Source organism: Clostridioides sp. ZZV14-6345 (assembly GCF_020657775.1).
In the GTDB taxonomy this organism is placed as follows: Bacteria; Bacillota; Clostridia; order Peptostreptococcales; family Peptostreptococcaceae; genus Clostridioides; species Clostridioides difficile_D.
On the sequence record NZ_JAGWCX010000001.1, the window covers coordinates 75506 to 92163 of the forward strand.

The 16658-nt window shown below is 29.4% G+C and carries 11 protein-coding genes; 1 reads left to right on the forward strand and 10 read right to left on the reverse strand.

Going from position 1 to position 16658, the window contains the following annotated elements:
* Positions 1-65: 65 nt before the first annotated feature.
* Positions 66-479 (reverse strand): DUF523 domain-containing protein, encoded by a 414-nt coding sequence (locus KGF39_RS00330; protein WP_227820747.1) that lies wholly within the window; start codon positions 477-479, stop codon positions 66-68.
* A gap of 21 nt (positions 480-500) precedes the next feature.
* Entirely contained in the window at positions 501-2879 is a 2379-nt protein-coding gene (locus KGF39_RS00335) for an endonuclease MutS2 (RefSeq protein ID WP_227820748.1), read from the reverse strand.
* A 318-nt stretch (positions 2880-3197) separates the two neighbouring features.
* Here KGF39_RS00335 and KGF39_RS00340 point away from each other — a divergent pair, with 318 nt between their 5' ends.
* Positions 3198-4649 carry an aminoacyl-histidine dipeptidase gene (locus tag KGF39_RS00340; protein ID WP_227820749.1) on the forward strand — a complete coding sequence of 484 codons (1452 nt, stop codon included), beginning with the start codon at positions 3198-3200 and terminating at the stop codon, positions 4647-4649.
* Between the two features lie 178 nt (positions 4650-4827).
* Here KGF39_RS00340 and KGF39_RS00345 read toward each other — a convergent pair whose 3' ends face one another.
* The 8 genes from KGF39_RS00345 to pheT form a co-directional block, all read right to left on the reverse strand.
* Positions 4828-7335 (reverse strand): diguanylate cyclase domain-containing protein, encoded by a 2508-nt coding sequence (locus tag KGF39_RS00345; protein WP_255643202.1) that lies wholly within the window; start codon positions 7333-7335, stop codon positions 4828-4830.
* Positions 7336-7557: 222 nt separating this feature from the next.
* On the reverse strand, positions 7558-8379 hold the full coding sequence (locus tag KGF39_RS00350) for a nitroreductase family protein (protein ID WP_227820751.1): 822 nt from the start codon (positions 8377-8379) through the stop codon (positions 7558-7560).
* 162 nt (positions 8380-8541) lie between these two features.
* The gene (locus tag KGF39_RS00355; protein ID WP_227820752.1) at positions 8542-9018 is read right to left on the reverse strand and encodes an 8-oxo-dGTP diphosphatase; all 477 of its coding nucleotides are present in this window, start codon (positions 9016-9018) and stop codon (positions 8542-8544) included.
* A gap of 33 nt (positions 9019-9051) precedes the next feature.
* The gene (locus KGF39_RS00360) at positions 9052-9630 is read right to left on the reverse strand and encodes an HD domain-containing protein (protein ID WP_003418276.1); all 579 of its coding nucleotides are present in this window, start codon (positions 9628-9630) and stop codon (positions 9052-9054) included.
* A 103-nt stretch (positions 9631-9733) separates the two neighbouring features.
* The gene (locus KGF39_RS00365; RefSeq protein ID WP_227820753.1) at positions 9734-12316 is read right to left on the reverse strand and encodes a U32 family peptidase; all 2583 of its coding nucleotides are present in this window, start codon (positions 12314-12316) and stop codon (positions 9734-9736) included.
* Between the two features lie 362 nt (positions 12317-12678).
* Positions 12679-13362, reverse strand: coding sequence for a YoaK family protein (locus KGF39_RS00370; protein ID WP_227820754.1), 684 nt, complete (start codon positions 13360-13362; stop codon positions 12679-12681).
* A gap of 280 nt (positions 13363-13642) precedes the next feature.
* Positions 13643-14233 (reverse strand): cell division protein ZapA, encoded by a 591-nt coding sequence (gene zapA / locus KGF39_RS00375; RefSeq protein WP_054272648.1) that lies wholly within the window; start codon positions 14231-14233, stop codon positions 13643-13645.
* 23 nt (positions 14234-14256) lie between these two features.
* Positions 14257-16650 (reverse strand): phenylalanine--tRNA ligase subunit beta, encoded by a 2394-nt coding sequence (gene pheT / locus KGF39_RS00380; protein ID WP_227820755.1) that lies wholly within the window; start codon positions 16648-16650, stop codon positions 14257-14259.
* Between the last annotated feature and the right edge of the window lie 8 nt (positions 16651-16658).

The following is a 16658-nucleotide window of genomic DNA, read 5'->3' on the forward strand; positions in this document are numbered from 1 at the left end:
TTTTATGCATCAGTATTAACTTCTTTTACTCTTTTATCAATTTTTTATACATCCGTATTAATTTTCTATAAGTCTTTTTCACTCTTAACTCTTATTCCTTCTTCTTCTAATAACCTTGCTGTTACACCTTTACCTGGTATTTTTTTACCTGAAAAACTACCATCATATATTAGATTACATCCACAAGAGGGGCTACCCTCTTTTAGTATTGCTTCGCTACATACATATAATCTTGCTATTTTTAGAGTTTCCTTAGCCCCTCTCACAAAGTTTTCTGTCACATCATTATTATCTTTAGTAATTACTTTTCCATCAACTATCTCAGCAGGTGGTCTTGGTGTAGATAGACCACCTAACTGCTCTGGGCATACAAGTGTAAATTCTTTGCCTTTTAAATATTCCTTAACTTTTTCATTTTCATTATTATCGCCACTATATTTACAATTTATTCCTATTAAACATGCAGATACCAATATCATAAAAATGTGCTCCTATACAAATTATTTTAGTTTAACAATTGTTACTCCTGCTCCACCTTCTCCATATTGACCACCTCTTTGTGATTTTACATGTCTATTTCTTCTTAAAATGTCTTGTAGCCCTGCTTTTAATACTCCTGTACCTATCCCATGTATTACTGTTACAGACTCTAAACCTGCCACATACGCATCATCAAGATACTTTTCGACTTCCATTATAGCTTCTTCTAAGTTTAATCCTCTAAGGTCAACCTCATTTTTTACATTACCAGATTTTGCCCTTATAATATTTCTAGTTGATTTAGTTACATTTGTTGAAACATCTTTGTGTGTTTTTTGTAAAGACTTAAAAGGTAGATTCATCTTCATTATACCAATTTGTACTACTGCTTCTTTTCTCTTTTTATCTACTGAAACTACACTACCATTTTGGTTTAAAGTTATTACCTTGACTTCTTCACCTGGCTTTAAGTCTTTTATCTCCTTATTTGAGACTTTTGGAACTATCATGCTTTTTACTGTTGGTTGAAGACTTCCCATAGAGCTAGTCAATTCTCTTCTAAGTTCTTCTATTTTACGGTTCTTTTCTTTTGAAGCTCTTTCTTGCTCAAGACTTCTAAGTTCCTTTATTATAAGGTCTACTTCTTCTTTAGCTTGTCTTATAATTGAAAATGCTTCTGACTTAGCTTTTTCAATCATCTTATCTCTTTGGCTGACCAATTTTTCAAGTTTTTCATCATACTCTACTTTTAGTCTTTCAATCTCTTCTTTTAATCTTTCAGCTTCTTCTCTATCTTCTACTGCTTTGATTCTATTTTTTTCAACATTCTGTAACACATCTTCTAAAGCTATGTTCTCTGTATTTATATATTCTTTAGCACGTGAAATTACATAGTCACTTAGTCCGAGTTTTCTAGAAATCTCAAACGCATTTGATTTTCCAGGAACACCTATAAGTAGTTTATATGTTGGGCTTAAAGTTTCTATATCAAACTCAACTGCTGCATTTTCTACACCTGATTTAGTAAGAGCATAGTTTTTAAGCTCACTATAGTGAGTGGTTGCTATACATTTAGCTCCTACAGAATTTATATCTTCTAATACTGCTATTGCAAGGGCAGCTCCTTCAACAGGGTCTGTTCCTGCTCCTAATTCGTCAAATATAACTAAAGAGTCAACTGTTACGTTTTGTAGTATTGATACTATATTCGTCATATGAGATGAAAATGTTGATAGACTCTGTTCAATACTTTGTTCATCTCCTATATCAGCAAATACATTATCGTATACACACATACTACTTCCGTAATCAGCAGGTATATGAAGTCCACTTTGTGTCATAAGTGCAAATAGACCTACAGTCTTTATTGTAACTGTCTTACCACCTGTATTTGGACCAGTTATTACCAATGTATGGAAATCTCTTCCTAAATAAATCGTATTTGCTACTACTTTCTTCTTATCCAACAATGGATGCCTTCCATTTTTTATGTTTAAATATTTATCCTCATTTAAAGTTGGTTCTATTCCTCTCATTTGTATAGAAAGTTTTCCCTTTGAAAATGCAAAATCCAATCTTCCGAGTATCTCTTGATTTGAAATTAAGTCTTCACTTACTTCTCCAACCATAGCAGAAAGCTCTGATAAAATTCTTTCTATCTCTTCTTGTTCTCCTAGTTTCAACTGTCTCAATTCATTGTTCATTTCTACTATAGTCATTGGTTCTATAAAAAGTGTAGCACCAGAAGATGACTGGTCATGCACTATACCAGCTACTTGTGACCTATATTCAGATTTTACAGGTACTACAAATCTATCACCTCTTAAAGATATTATGGCATCTTGTAAGTATTTTTGATAAGTAGTTGAACTTATTATTGAATTTAGTTTTGACCTAATGGATTGATTTTTTTGAGCTATTCTTCTTCTGATATCTCTAAGTGTACTTGAAGCGTTGTCAGATATTTCTACTTCACTAATTATCGCATTGTATATCTGGTCTTCTATGTCTTTATATACATATAGAGAATTTGATAGAGATTGTATTATTGGATAATTGAAATCTTCTTCATCACTGCTAGATAGACTATTTTTTAATCTTCTAGCTACTCTTAAAGTATCTGCTATCATAATTAAACTTCCTGGGTCAAGAGATGCACCTACATAAGCTCTCCTTACCTTATCTTCTATATCATGAATACCTTCCAAACCTACTGAACCTCTTTTTATAATAATTGATTGAGCTTCACTAGTTTCTTCTAGCATAGATTTTACTTCTACAAAATCAGTATTTGGGACTAAATTTTCTATATATTTTAGACCTAAAGAAGATGAGGCTTTCTTCTTTAACAAATCTATTATTTTATTGTATTCTAGAACTCTTAACGATTTCTCATTCATTTTATATATTCACCATCCTCGATATTTTAACTTTTTTATTTAATTTTAAAAATGTATGTTTTCAAGCATTTCCAATAAAAACTGCAAGTTTTATTTCTTTTTCATTTCTAAAATTATTATATTTTTTCTCTTTTAGATATATTTTACACATATTTTGTATTATACTATGTATGTAGCTATCTATATATTATACATAAACATGGTTTATTTGTAATATAATCTGTTAAAAAATCTTCTTTAATATTTTTAAAGAAGTTTATTTTGGCTTATTTTAAAAAATAGCTACTTATATAGATAAATTAAGGAGGAACATAAGTCATGGGAAACGTATTGGAAGGATTAAAACCAGAAAATGTTTTTAAAAACTTTGAGAAAATATCTCAAATTCCTAGAGGTTCTGGAAATGAAAAAGGCATAAGTGATTTTTTACTTAGCTTTGGTAAAAATTTAGGTCTTGAAACTATTCAAGATGAAAGCTTAAACATAATAATAAGAAAGCCTGCTACAAAAGGATATGAAAATTGTCCAGGTGTAGTTCTTCAAGGACATATGGATATGGTTTGTGAAAAAGAAAAGGATGTTGAACATGATTTTCTTAAAGACCCTATAAAATTAAGAATTGATGGTGACATGATATATGCTACTGGAACTACTCTAGGAGCTGATAATGGTATAGCTGTTGCTATGGGTATGGCTATATTAGAAGACAACACTTTAGAGCATCCAGCACTAGAAGTTTTAGTTACTGTTAATGAAGAAGATGGTATGAATGGTGCAGATGCACTAGACCCTAGCTTAATTAAAGGTCAATATATTCTAAATATGGACTCCGAGGAGGAAGGATACTTATTAGTTAGCTGTGCTGGTGGTAAAACTTGTGTTGTTAGTTTACCTGTTGAATACAAAAAAGTTGAAGGTGACAAGCAAGGATTATTAGTTGAAGTTAGTGGACTATTAGGTGGACACTCTGGTATGGAGATTGTCTTACAAAGAGCTAATGCTAATAAAGCAATAGCTAGAGTATTAAGTGTTTTAGATGTTGATTATGAATTAGCTTCTGTTGATGGTGGTACTAAGCACAATGCTATACCTCGTGAAGCTAAGTGTGTAATAGCTGTTAATAAGGCTGATGTTGAATCTGCTAAAAAACAAATAAATGATATTTTAACTGCATTTAAACATGAGTTCACTACTTCTGACTCTGGTATGACTTATTCAGTAGCTGAAACTTCTGTAGATAAAGTTCTTACTAAAGATTGTAAAGAAAAAGTTGTTCAAATGTCTTGCTTAACTCCTCATGGAGTTCAATCTGTGAGCCTTGATATAGAAGGATTAGTTGAAAGTTCTACTAACTTCGCTATAATTGAAACTAAAGAATCTACTATCGAATTCTTAACTTCTGTTAGAAGTTCTGTTATGTCTATTAGAGATGAAATCGCTGATAGAATAAAACTTTTAGCTCAAGCTTTAGGTGCTAATTATAACCTTATAGCTCAATACCCAGCTTGGGAATTCAAAAAAGGTTCAAAATTAGAAAAAATATGTAGTGAAACTTATGAAAAATTAACTGGTAAAGTTCCTACTGTTATGGCTCTACATGCTGGTCTTGAGTGTGGATTATTACTTGATAAACTTCCTCATGCTGAAGCTATCTCTATAGGACCAGATATGTTTGATGTTCATACTCCAAATGAACATGTTAGTATCCCTTCTGTAGCTAATGTTTGGGATTATGTTATTGAAATATTAAAATCTATGAACCAATATTAAATTTAAGATTTGATTCTAAATAGACTTTAGTTCTAAGTAAATTAATATAAAATTAACCATGTAAATTAATACTAGTGTTAGTGTCACCATTTAATCTTAGTGTTAATTTATAGAAATAAAGCCTAATGATAAGTGATAGCACGTATCATTAGGCTTTATTGTGATTTTAAATTAATTCTTATACTATTTTAAATCTATTTCTTCCTTCTCTCTTAGAATCGTAAAGAGCATTATCTGCTATTTCATATAGTTCATCATATTCCTGACCACATTTTGTTATAACTACTCCCATACTAATTGATAAACTTTCCCCGTTTGGCAATTTAATAAGCTGAATCTGATTGTATACATTATTACATTTATTAATAAGTTCTTCCTTATTTATTATATCCTTGACATAAACGCTAAACTCATCTCCACCTAAACGACCTACTATATCATCTTTTGCAAAACTTTCATCAAGTATCTTTGCAACATTAACTAGTACTTTATCTCCAAACAAGTGCCCATAATTATCATTAATAGACTTAAAATAATCAATATCTATAATTAATAAAGCTCCATTTTTATCAGTTGATAAATCTAATAAATTTTTTGCTGTTAATTTTCTAATGTAAGCTGCATTATAAATATTTGTTAGACTATCCTTTTGAACCTTATCCAATAACATATTCTTTTCCTCTTTTTCAGAATCAATATTGCATATTTTCCCAATTACATAAACTGGTATATTTCTGTCATTATAAATTATTTTTGAAGTAATTCTAATCCAGTGAAAAGTATCATCGGAAATAAGAGTATATATTTCAGTTGTTCCATTTTCTTGTGATTTAATTACATCAAAAAACTTTTTATTGTATTCTCTTCTTATTTCTTTTTTAGCATCTGTTATATTATCATTTTCACTATTATTATTTTTATTTACACCATAATAGGTATCAATTCCTTTTCCTTGCATAGAAATTATCAATTTATCTTTTTTATAATCATACTCAAAAAAGTATTCACTTGCCATTTCATATACTTGAGTATGTTTTTTAAGTTCTAAAGATATTTTCTCATTCATACTTGTACGAGTATGTAAACTAAATGCCATAAATCCAATAACACAAATTAATAAACTTGATACAATAAAAACAGTCTCAATTGGATTTTGTTGCATAATATAAAGCAGTGAAAAATCTTGTCTATAGGTAGTATTTTGATAAATAATTGATTGCATTTTTTCTGATGAAATACTTATAATAGCTTTATTAAATATGTTCAATAATTCTTGTTTATTTGGTTTAGTTACCCCAAAACAAATACGCTGTGCTTCATAAGTCTGTGGAACTAGACGTACGTCTTTATACTTAGGTTGATTCATATAATACTGCATAGAATAACCTTCACCATAAGTATAATCTACATATCCTTTATTGACAGCTTCTATACACTCTTCTAAAGTATCATACCATACAATATCCCCTTTAAAATGACTCTCATAAGCAATATCTTTAGTTAGAGCTAGACGTTTCCCATCTAAACTATTCTCATTTAATTTATTGTTAATCATCATAGCATATTGAGTGGAAATAAATGGCCGAGACATAATTATATTGTGTTTCCGGGAATATTCATAATCATAAATCATTCCTGCTACAATATCAATTTCATGATTTTTAGTCATTTTTTCCAAATTTGCTTGTGACTTCACAGGCACAAGCTCAAATTCCAATCCTGTTTTGTCAGATATATGATTTAATAAATCAATTGATATACCTTTTAATTCACTTGTATCTTTATATATATTCTGAAATGGTGGTTTATTTAAAGGCACCCCCACCCTTAATTTTTCTGTATCTTTAATGAATTTAGTTTCTTCATCAGACAAAAACATCTTATTATTTTCTGGTGTAAAGTACTTTTCATATAAAGTAGTTGAAAAATATGGGTCCGTCTGTTCAATATTACTAATTGCTGAATTTAGTCTTTGAGTTAGGTCTGTATTACCTTTAGGTGTAATAAAATAAAATGGTTTTGGAGAAAATTTAGCCACAGTACGCACACCTTCGATTGGATTCATACTCACATTAAGAAGTGCATCTGCTTTACCATTCTTTAGTGCTTCTATTTGTTCTTCTTCTGTCTTACAATATACCAACTCGGGTGAAATTAAATTCATCTTACAATATTCATTCAACTCTTCAAGTCTTGTACTAGAATTTTCCATTATAGCAATTCTAATTTTTTTCATGGTTTGTGAACTAATACTATCAATAGCTGTATTTTCATATAATACTTGTAGTACTGTATTTACTACTCCATAACTATTACCTGCATAATTATACATTTTTTCCAATGGTTCATTGTATAACATGCCTCCCATTATATCAATTTCACCATCTTCTAACATCTTCATTAATTTTGTAATAGATTCATTTATTTCTCCAGGAACTTGAACAAATTCATAATTCCATCCAGTATATTGTGCAATTTCTAATAAATATTCATATGTATATCCAGAATAGTTACCTTGTTCATCCATTTCAGTTAGACCTTTTTGAACAGGATAAGCAACCCGAATAGTACGATTATCATTACCTATAGCATTAATACTAAAAGAAAATATGTAAGAAGTGAATATAGATGTAATTACAATAGTTAATAAAAGTAATTTTTTTAAATTCACTACACAAACCTCCATATAGTTAAGATTTACAGTATAAATTACTGCATAAACTTGTAGATATGAAAAAATAGATTAGTATATAAAAGGATATATAAATTTAATCAAAAATTTAAATATCCTTAACATATACAATATACCTAAATTATAACTCATTTATCTATTTATTACAACAAATTTACCCTGCTAAATACTTACTCCATATTCCATAATTTTACAAATTTCAGTGAAGTTTAATCTCTATATTATCTCGAATTTAGCAGTGTTTCTATTTACTGTTCTTTTATATTTCACATCTGGATAACCTAATATAAATGAAGTTATAACTGCTTCATTCTCACTCATTCCCAATAGTTCTTTTATCTTTGGCTCTACATTTGATGCCATAACAAAAAATCCATTATAGCACATTCCCAATCCTTGAGAATAGGCCATAAGTTCCATATTAGATGCAGCCAATCCTCCATCTACATACGCACTTTTACCTAGAGACATGTCACCTACAACTACCATAAGTAGTGGGGCATCATAAAATAAAGAATCATTTCCTTTCTCTTTATATCTTTTGTACATTTTCTTAAATGTATTTTTATACATAGAGCTCACAGGGTCACTATCATCAGTGTCTAATGCTAAGTTATAAAGACCTTCTATTGCTAGTTCTTTTACTTCTTTTAGTTTTTCTTTTACTAATATGTATCTTATAGGCTGTCTATTTCCACCTGTTGGTGTGTATCTACCAGCTTCCACTATATTTTTTAGTTTTTCTTCTTCTACCTCTACGTCTTTATATTGTCTTATACTTCTTCTAAACTTAATGAAATTCAATAACTTTTCAGCTTCTAATTCAAATTTTTCACGATTGTATTCTATTACCTCACTTTTATCAAATCCCTGCATTTCTATTGCATCTGTTGGACAGATTGCCATACAGTGACCACAGTTAATACAGAGAATATTTTTTACCTTTGCTTTATCATCCTTAACTTTTATTGCATTTACAAGGCAGTCTGATTCACACATACCACATCCTACACATTTTTCTAAATTTATGTCTATCATTCCAAATTATTCCTCCATTTATAAAAATTTTACTTTAGTATAAAACAAATGGTTTATCTTAATATTATATCAATCAATTTAATTTGCTATAAACTTAAATTACATTCTTAAGTGGTATCTTTAGACTATATTTTTGAAATGTATCATTAAGTTGTATCTTAATTAATCTAAGAAGTTTACACTATAATCTTTTAGTTTCCCATTATCATATACTATCTTTGCACTAAAAACATTTCCAGTCTTAGCCCAATTTAAAAATAACCTATCGCCTTCCCACATATTTAAATCAAATATTTTATCATTATCAACCCAAATTAAATTTCCTTCTTTACAATCATTTAAATCTTTTTCAGATAATTCTCCTTCAAATTCATCTGAAAAATACAAAAACATATACCAATCTTCTTCATCTTTAAATTTTGGGAAAGTTATCAATCCTTTATACGACAATGATTTAAGAGTAAGACCAGTCTCTTCTTTAACTTCTCTGATTACACATTCCTCTGGAGTCTCTCCTTGTTCAAACTTTCCTCCAATCCCCACATACTTACCTTCATGTACATCATCTTTCTTTTTATTCCTGTACAACATCAAAGTCTTATCATCTTTTTCCATATAACAAATAGTTGTAAGTTTCATATATCTCGCCTTGCTTTCTCTTTATATTTTCATTTAATTATTTTCAGCACTTTCAAGTACATCACTTATATTTTTCATTGCATTAAGAGAAAGCTCTGCAAATTCATCAAATGGAATTCCTATATCTTCTATACTTCTCATTGCATCTCTGTTTACATTTGAAGCAAATCTTGTTTCCTTCATTCTTTTAATTACAGACTTTGTCTTTACACTAGTAAGTTTTTTATCTGGATAAACTAAAGCTATGGCAGTTATAAACCCAGTTATAGGGTCTGCTGCATATATAGCTTTTTCCATTAGACTAGTTCTTGTAACTCCCATTCCATCATGATGACCAAGTATTGCTCTGTACATTTCTTCATCACCAAAGTTTTCTTTTTTAAGCAGTTCTACTGTTGTTGTAGCATGTCCTTCACAGATTTCTCCTGGCTTTCTTCCAACTATATCTGAATCCAAATCGTGTAAAAGACCTGCAACTGCCCACTCTTCTTCTTTTTCTGGTTCTAATCTTTTGGCTAAATCTCTCATAACTGCTTCAACAGCATAACAATGTTTTCTCATTCTATCAGTTTCTAAATACTTAAATAAAATTTCTAAAGCTTCTTCTCTCATTTTCACTAATCCCCCTGTTTTTTCATAGATATGATATTTTTATATATCAATACACATAAATTCAAGTTTTTTTATATATTTATGTATATTTTTCATGTTATATCTATTCTACACCTTTGTAGTAGTGTCCTGCAACTGTTCCAATTTCATCCAATTGATTATATAAATCAGTAGATTTTTTCCCAAGTTTATAATCATTACTCAAAACTTCAATATGAGCTTCAATAACCTTTTTAACCATCTCACTATCTTCCACTGTAAAATCTATTCTAAATACATCTATTCCAACTTCATCTAACTCATATAGATTGTCCAACATACAAGTAACCTTTGAATTGTAAATTGTACTTCTACAGAACATATCTTGTGTTATCCTATAATTTGCATCTGTAAAATCTCTCAAAGCATAACTACTTTCCTTACATTTAGCAACTCTCTTATCCTTTTTACAATCTCTAACAACAACTCCCATAGGACAGTATTCTGTAATCATCATAGGAGTATATCCATATATTACTGCTTCAATTTCTACATCTGTATATTTTAAAGTTTGTTTAATTTCATTTAGATTTAATTCTTGCGACAAGCAAACTGTGCTTGCTCCCTCATCTTTAAAATGGTTTATACTTTCACTATTAAATACATTTAAATAACAATCTATATTTAAATCTTTTTCTTTAAAATATTCCATAGAACCCCAATTACCAATTTGAACCTTATCAATTACTTTTATATTATCTAATATCTCAAATTGTTTATACTCTTTATTTCTGACAATCCTTGGTGCTGAATATATTAATTTCTTGTCAGTGACTGCTGTATTAGAACGCTTCAAATTCAAAGTATCTATGTTATTTGAATTTGACAGAATATCTATTTTATTTGGATTTGAACTCATTGATTCTTTAGAAATACTTAAAGACAAAGAAGTATCTAAATCCATGGAAATACTTGAATCTATAGAAATACTTGAGACCATTTGTAAAGCTTTTGATAGTGTATTTATATCTTCATAATAGATTAAATCCACATCATATTTTAATACTGCCTCTAATTGCTCCAAGTTCTTGACTTTAACTCTAATTTTAGGAATTTTATTAAGTTTTTTCTGTTTATTTATTCTAGCTGGTTGGTATTTTAATCTGTTCTTTTTAAACTTTCTATCTTTTATCTTTATTCTTTCTTCATCTAAAAGCTCAATACAATCTCTTCTCATTTGATTTAACACACTTATAGGCATACTTACACCTTCATCCAAATCAATTTCTATCTCTTTTAATTTATAAGGTGTGTTTCCAAGCTTTTGAATTTGTGTTTCTATTTTTTCTTTACTTAAAGCTACTTTTATAGCTTTTTCAACTATCTTTTCTCCCTCTACAACCGATTTATTTCCACAAAAATCACTTATAGAAAGCACTGGTTTTTTACCTAGTTTAATACTCACTTTTGCACTTATATTAGTTTTTATAAACTCTTTATCTTGCTGGAATGTAGCTTGTACTCTATCCATTAATTCGCTATCAGAAGTCTTATATATAAGCTGATTTCTCTTTGCTTCTCCAACAAAATCTAATTCTATCAAGTCCCCTTTATGTGCTATTGTAGTTATCTCTCCATTTTTTATTATCCTTCCAATAGTACCTCCACCTAGGTTGATTCCATCACCTTTTTTAAGCGTATTTTCTAGTATCACCCTAAGTCTTTTGTTTTTTCTATTATAATCTAAAACTTTTCCAATATATAGCCCTTGATTATTAGGTCTATTAGAGTTCATTATATCCTTGCCAACTTCACCTAATATATATCCTTTTGTAAACTTTCTGTTAAATATAGTATACAAATTATTTATTATTTCCTCAGAAATACTTATTTTTTTCTTATCTATAAATTCATTAATCGCTTCTCTATATCCTGAAACCACAGTAGCTACATATTCTGGCTTTTTCATTCTTCCTTCAATTTTTAGAGATAATACACCTGCTTCAATTATTTTATCTAAATCTTCTATAGTGCTTAAATCTCTAGGACTCAATAAATAATCTCCATCACTTTTTACTACTTCCCCTGTATTTATATCTATCAACTCATACTTTTGTCTACATGGTTGTGCACATCTGCCCCTGTTTCCAGACCTATTTCCTATCATACTACTCATAAGGCATTGACCTGAGTAGCACACACATAAGGCCCCATGTACAAAAACTTCTATATCTACAGTTGTATTTTCACAAATCCATTTTATCTCATCAACATTTAATTCCCTTGCTAAAACAACTCTATCAAATCCCACACTTTGAAGATACTTCACATCTTCTAATGAATGTGCTACCATTTGAGTACTTGCATGTAATTCAAAATCAGGTAATAGTTTTTTTATAAGCTTTGCCATTCCTATATCTTGTACTATTAAAGCATCAATATCTATATCATATAAAAATTTTACATACTCTACAAAATCCTCTATCTCATACTGTTTTATCAATGTGTTCACAGTAACAAAGACTTGCACTCCCCTTATATGAGAGTATTTAACAGCGTCAATCAACTCATTTCTATCAAAATTATTTGCAGATGCTCTTGCACTAAAGTCTTTACCACCTAAATACACAGCATTTGCTCCATTTTGTACTGCTGCTTTTAATGAATCAAAAGAGCCAACTGGTGCAAGTAATTCTATTTTTTTCATATTTTTCTCCTCTATTTATACTTGTTAGGTTAATATAATTATATCTATAATTCAAATATTTATATTGAATCTATATACTACTTACTATATTTTAAATACTTCCATTAATTTATACAAGAATTATTTATACTTGATGTATTTCAGTTAACATATACATTACTTAATCTTATTTTAAATATTTCCATTAACTTATACACTACTTATTTCACTTAGAATACTTAGCTTAACTTATACACACTACTTACTTCACTTAATTTGTACACCACTTGATATATTTAATATATATTAAATAATTTATATATTACTTACTATATATAAAGTATATCAAATAATAGCTTCATTTTTTGTAAATTTTCATAAAGCTAATTTTCATTAAATGAATCATCTTTATTGATAAACATAATTCCAAAGACTACTGCCAAAATAAAGAAACATATTAGTATTGATTTTTCTACGAAAATTTTTGTAAAAAAAGTCCCTAAAATAGCTCCAAATATAAAGAATATAATAATAGCATAATACTGTAAACTCTTTTTTATCATAAAAATATTCTTAGTATGTATATAATGAAATAATGTTTCTGTAGCACTTCTTAAATTTCCAGTACACATTGTCGTTGCAAAACTATTTCCATTTACCTTTCTAAAACTCTCCACTTGCATTGAACAAATAAAAGAAATAGCAACATTTACAAACATATTAAATCTTCCTCTAGGAACAAATGAAACAATAAGTATTGTAATCATTTCAATTATAATGATTACCTGACGCCAATGAATCTTTGCATTATTATTTGTAAAATACTTTCTTATATTCTCTGCTATAAACACACCTAACATAAATGCCAAAATAGGAATCAAATAATAAAACGATTCCTTTATATTGCCTTTCGCTATATTAAGCCCAAATAAAACTATGTTTCCAGTCTGTGCATTAGCAAAGACTTTACCTCTTACTACATAAGTATAAATATCTAAAAATCCTCCTGTTATTGCCAATAAAGAACATAAGAAGAATGATTCAGACATCTGACTCTTGCTTGTCATATATAAACCTCTCACTTTCTAATGATAGATACCAACTAAACCTCCCATGACTAAAGTCACAGGATTCCTGCTTCATAGAATTTTGCATACTAAAATATGTCTTACCAATTCTCCACAGGCTATCCCCGTAGTTCCTACGATTATTACATAAGTTATCTATTATCAAAATTATTTTAAATACTGTTTTTCATTAACATATAAAAATTATTTATACATCATTTATATTTATACATTAAAAGAAGCTGTCTCAAAAAACAAGAGAGACAGCAAATCTTTTAATTTATTCCACGTTTTTTACATCATTGTTTAACCCTGTACATTTTAGCTGTAAATCATAAGCTTTGTTTTGAAACTCAGAAGCTAAGTTTTCAGCTATAGTAGCTCTTTCATTTGCTTCTTCAAGTTGAGTACTTAACTCCTCAATCTTGCTTTTATAAGCATCTAACTCGGCTCTAGAACCTTCTGTCGTATTACTAAGTTCGAATATTTCTTGCTTTTTATTTTCTATAATCTCAATTAACTCTTTCATCTTAGCTTCAGCTTCACGATTTTCTGCTTCTTTTTCTGCTATTGTAAGCTTTAAAGACTTGATTTCTAATTGAAGTTCTTCATTAGATGCTCCAACCTTCTTACTCAATTCCTCATTAGCTTTAATCAATTTTTCATTCTCATCTGAACATTCAAATAAAAGGTCTGATATATTTAATGCAGTCAATATCGCAGCAACTGATAAGCTTAATTTCGGGTTTTGACGTGTTATTTTATCCATTTCTTTGTCTACAAAATCAGCAATACTAATCATAAACTTCTCTGATTTGTCTCCAACCATTGGATATTCAGCGCCATGGATTTTAACCATTACTTTGTTCATCCTAACCTCCCCGACATTAGTTGTTAATTTGATCTTAAGTTAGCATTCAATTTTTCGCTTAATTCACTTAATATCTTATCATGCACCTTAGCTACATCTTCATCTGTCAGAGTTTTATCCTTACTTCTATAAGTGATTGAATATGCAATTGACTTGTATCCATCTTCTATTTGAGAACCTTTATAAACGTCAAATAACTTGTAGCTCTCTACTAATCCTTGACCATTTTCCTTTATTATATCTTCTATTTGTTTTACAAATATATCTTCTTTAACAATAAGAGCTATATCTCTTGATGTAGATGGATATTTTGGTAATGGTACATAATTCTTTGTTCTATCAGAATTATCAAATACAAAGTCAATATCTATTTCAGCCACATAAACTCTTTGACCTAGATTGTAGTTTTCTATAACATCTGGATGCAATTCACCTAATGTACCTACATATTTATTATTATACACTATTTTAGCACATCTACCAGGGTGGAAGGTAGTATTATTATCTTGAGGTTCAATTTCATAACCTTTAAATCCGACATTTACAAGTATAGTTTCTACAGTTCCTTTTAATGCAAAGAAATCAACATCTTTACCATACATACCTATACACATTCTATTTTCTTCCTTAGGTAACTCTGAGTCTTGTGGTATAAATATATGGCCACACTCAAAAGCATATACTTCTTCTATTTTATGAGATACATTAGTTGATAAAACATCTAACATATTTGGTATTAAAGTAGTTCTCATTACAGAAGTTTCTTCTCCTAATGGGTTAAGTAATTTAACAAAATTTCTCTTCGCATTACCTTCTGGTACTCTTATCTTATCTACTCCCTTAGGGCTTACAAATGAATATGTTAATATTTCGTTTAATCCTACAGCAGTTGAATTATCTTTTAAAGCATCCATGAATTTTTGTTTTGAAGTTTTGATTCCTGCTGTCGTATTCCCTTCTAATTGTACAGAAGGTATGTTTTCAAATCCATAAATTCTAGTTATTTCTTCCCATACATCAGCTTCTTGTTCCATATCTGTTCTAAAGCTTGGTACATCTATTTCTAGTTTATCATCAGCTACTAAATTACATTTAAATTCTAATGATTCTAAAATTCCTACAAACTGCTCCATTGGTACATCTACGCCTAAAAGATGGTTAATTCTTTGAGGATTTACTACCAATTTTTTAGGTTCTGGTTTATTTGGATAAACATCTACAACACCTTTTAAAACTTTTCCTGCTCCTAACATTTCAACAAGTTGTGCAGCTCTATTTGCTGCTATTTCTGCAAGATTAGGGTCTAAATCTTTTTCATTTCTTGAAGATGCTTCTGACCTAATACCAACTTTTTTAGCTGTCATTCTTATATTTTCTGGTTTGAAATTAGCACTTTCAAAAAGTACAGTCTTTGTGTTGTCAGTTATTTCTGAGTTAGCACCCCCCATTACACCAGCTAGACCAAGTGATTTTTCTCCATTTGTTATAACTAACATATCTTTATCTAACGTTCTCTCAACATCATCTAATGTTACAAGTTTCTCTCCATCTTTAGCATTTCTTACTACTATTCTTCCAGTCTCTACTTGATTTATATCAAAAGCATGAAGTGGTTGACCAAGCTCTAACATTACGAAGTTTGTTATATCAACTATGTTGCTTATAGGTCTTACTCCTGCTTCTGTAAGTCTTCTTTGCATCCAATATGGAGAAGGTTCTATTTTTACATCTGTAACCATTCTAGCAACATATCTTCTACATAAATCTGGATTATCTATTTCAACTTTGAAGTCTATCTCTTCATCACTTTCTTTTACTTCGATTTCAGGATATTTTACTTTTGTGCCTATAGTTGCAGCCGCTTCTCTAGCTATACCTATCATACATTTACAATCAGGTCTGTTTGAAGTTAATTCAAAATCTATTAAAGCATCATTTAATCCCAAAACATCTTTTATATCTTTTCCTAATTCATAAGAATCTTCGTGGTCTAAAATATATATACCACCTCTTTTGTACTCTTCAATGTAATGTTCATCTATACCTAGTTCAGCCGCTGAACACATCATACCATCTGATAATTCACCTCTGAAATCAGTCTGTTTGATTTCAACTCCTCCAGGTAATTTAGAACCATTTACAGCTACTGGAATATAATCTCCTTCTGATATATTTGTAGCTCCTGTAACTATTTGAACAACTTTATCTCCAATATCTACTTTAGTTACAACTAACTTATCAGCATTTGGATGTTGCTTTATTTCTAAAATCTTTCCAACCAATATATTTTCTATTTCTTCACCATAATAATCTATTGTTTCAACTTTAGTTCCTGTCATTGTCATTTTATCAGCGAACTCTTTTACATCCATGTCTATATCAACATAGTCTCTAAGCCATTTTAAAGATATTAACATCTACATAC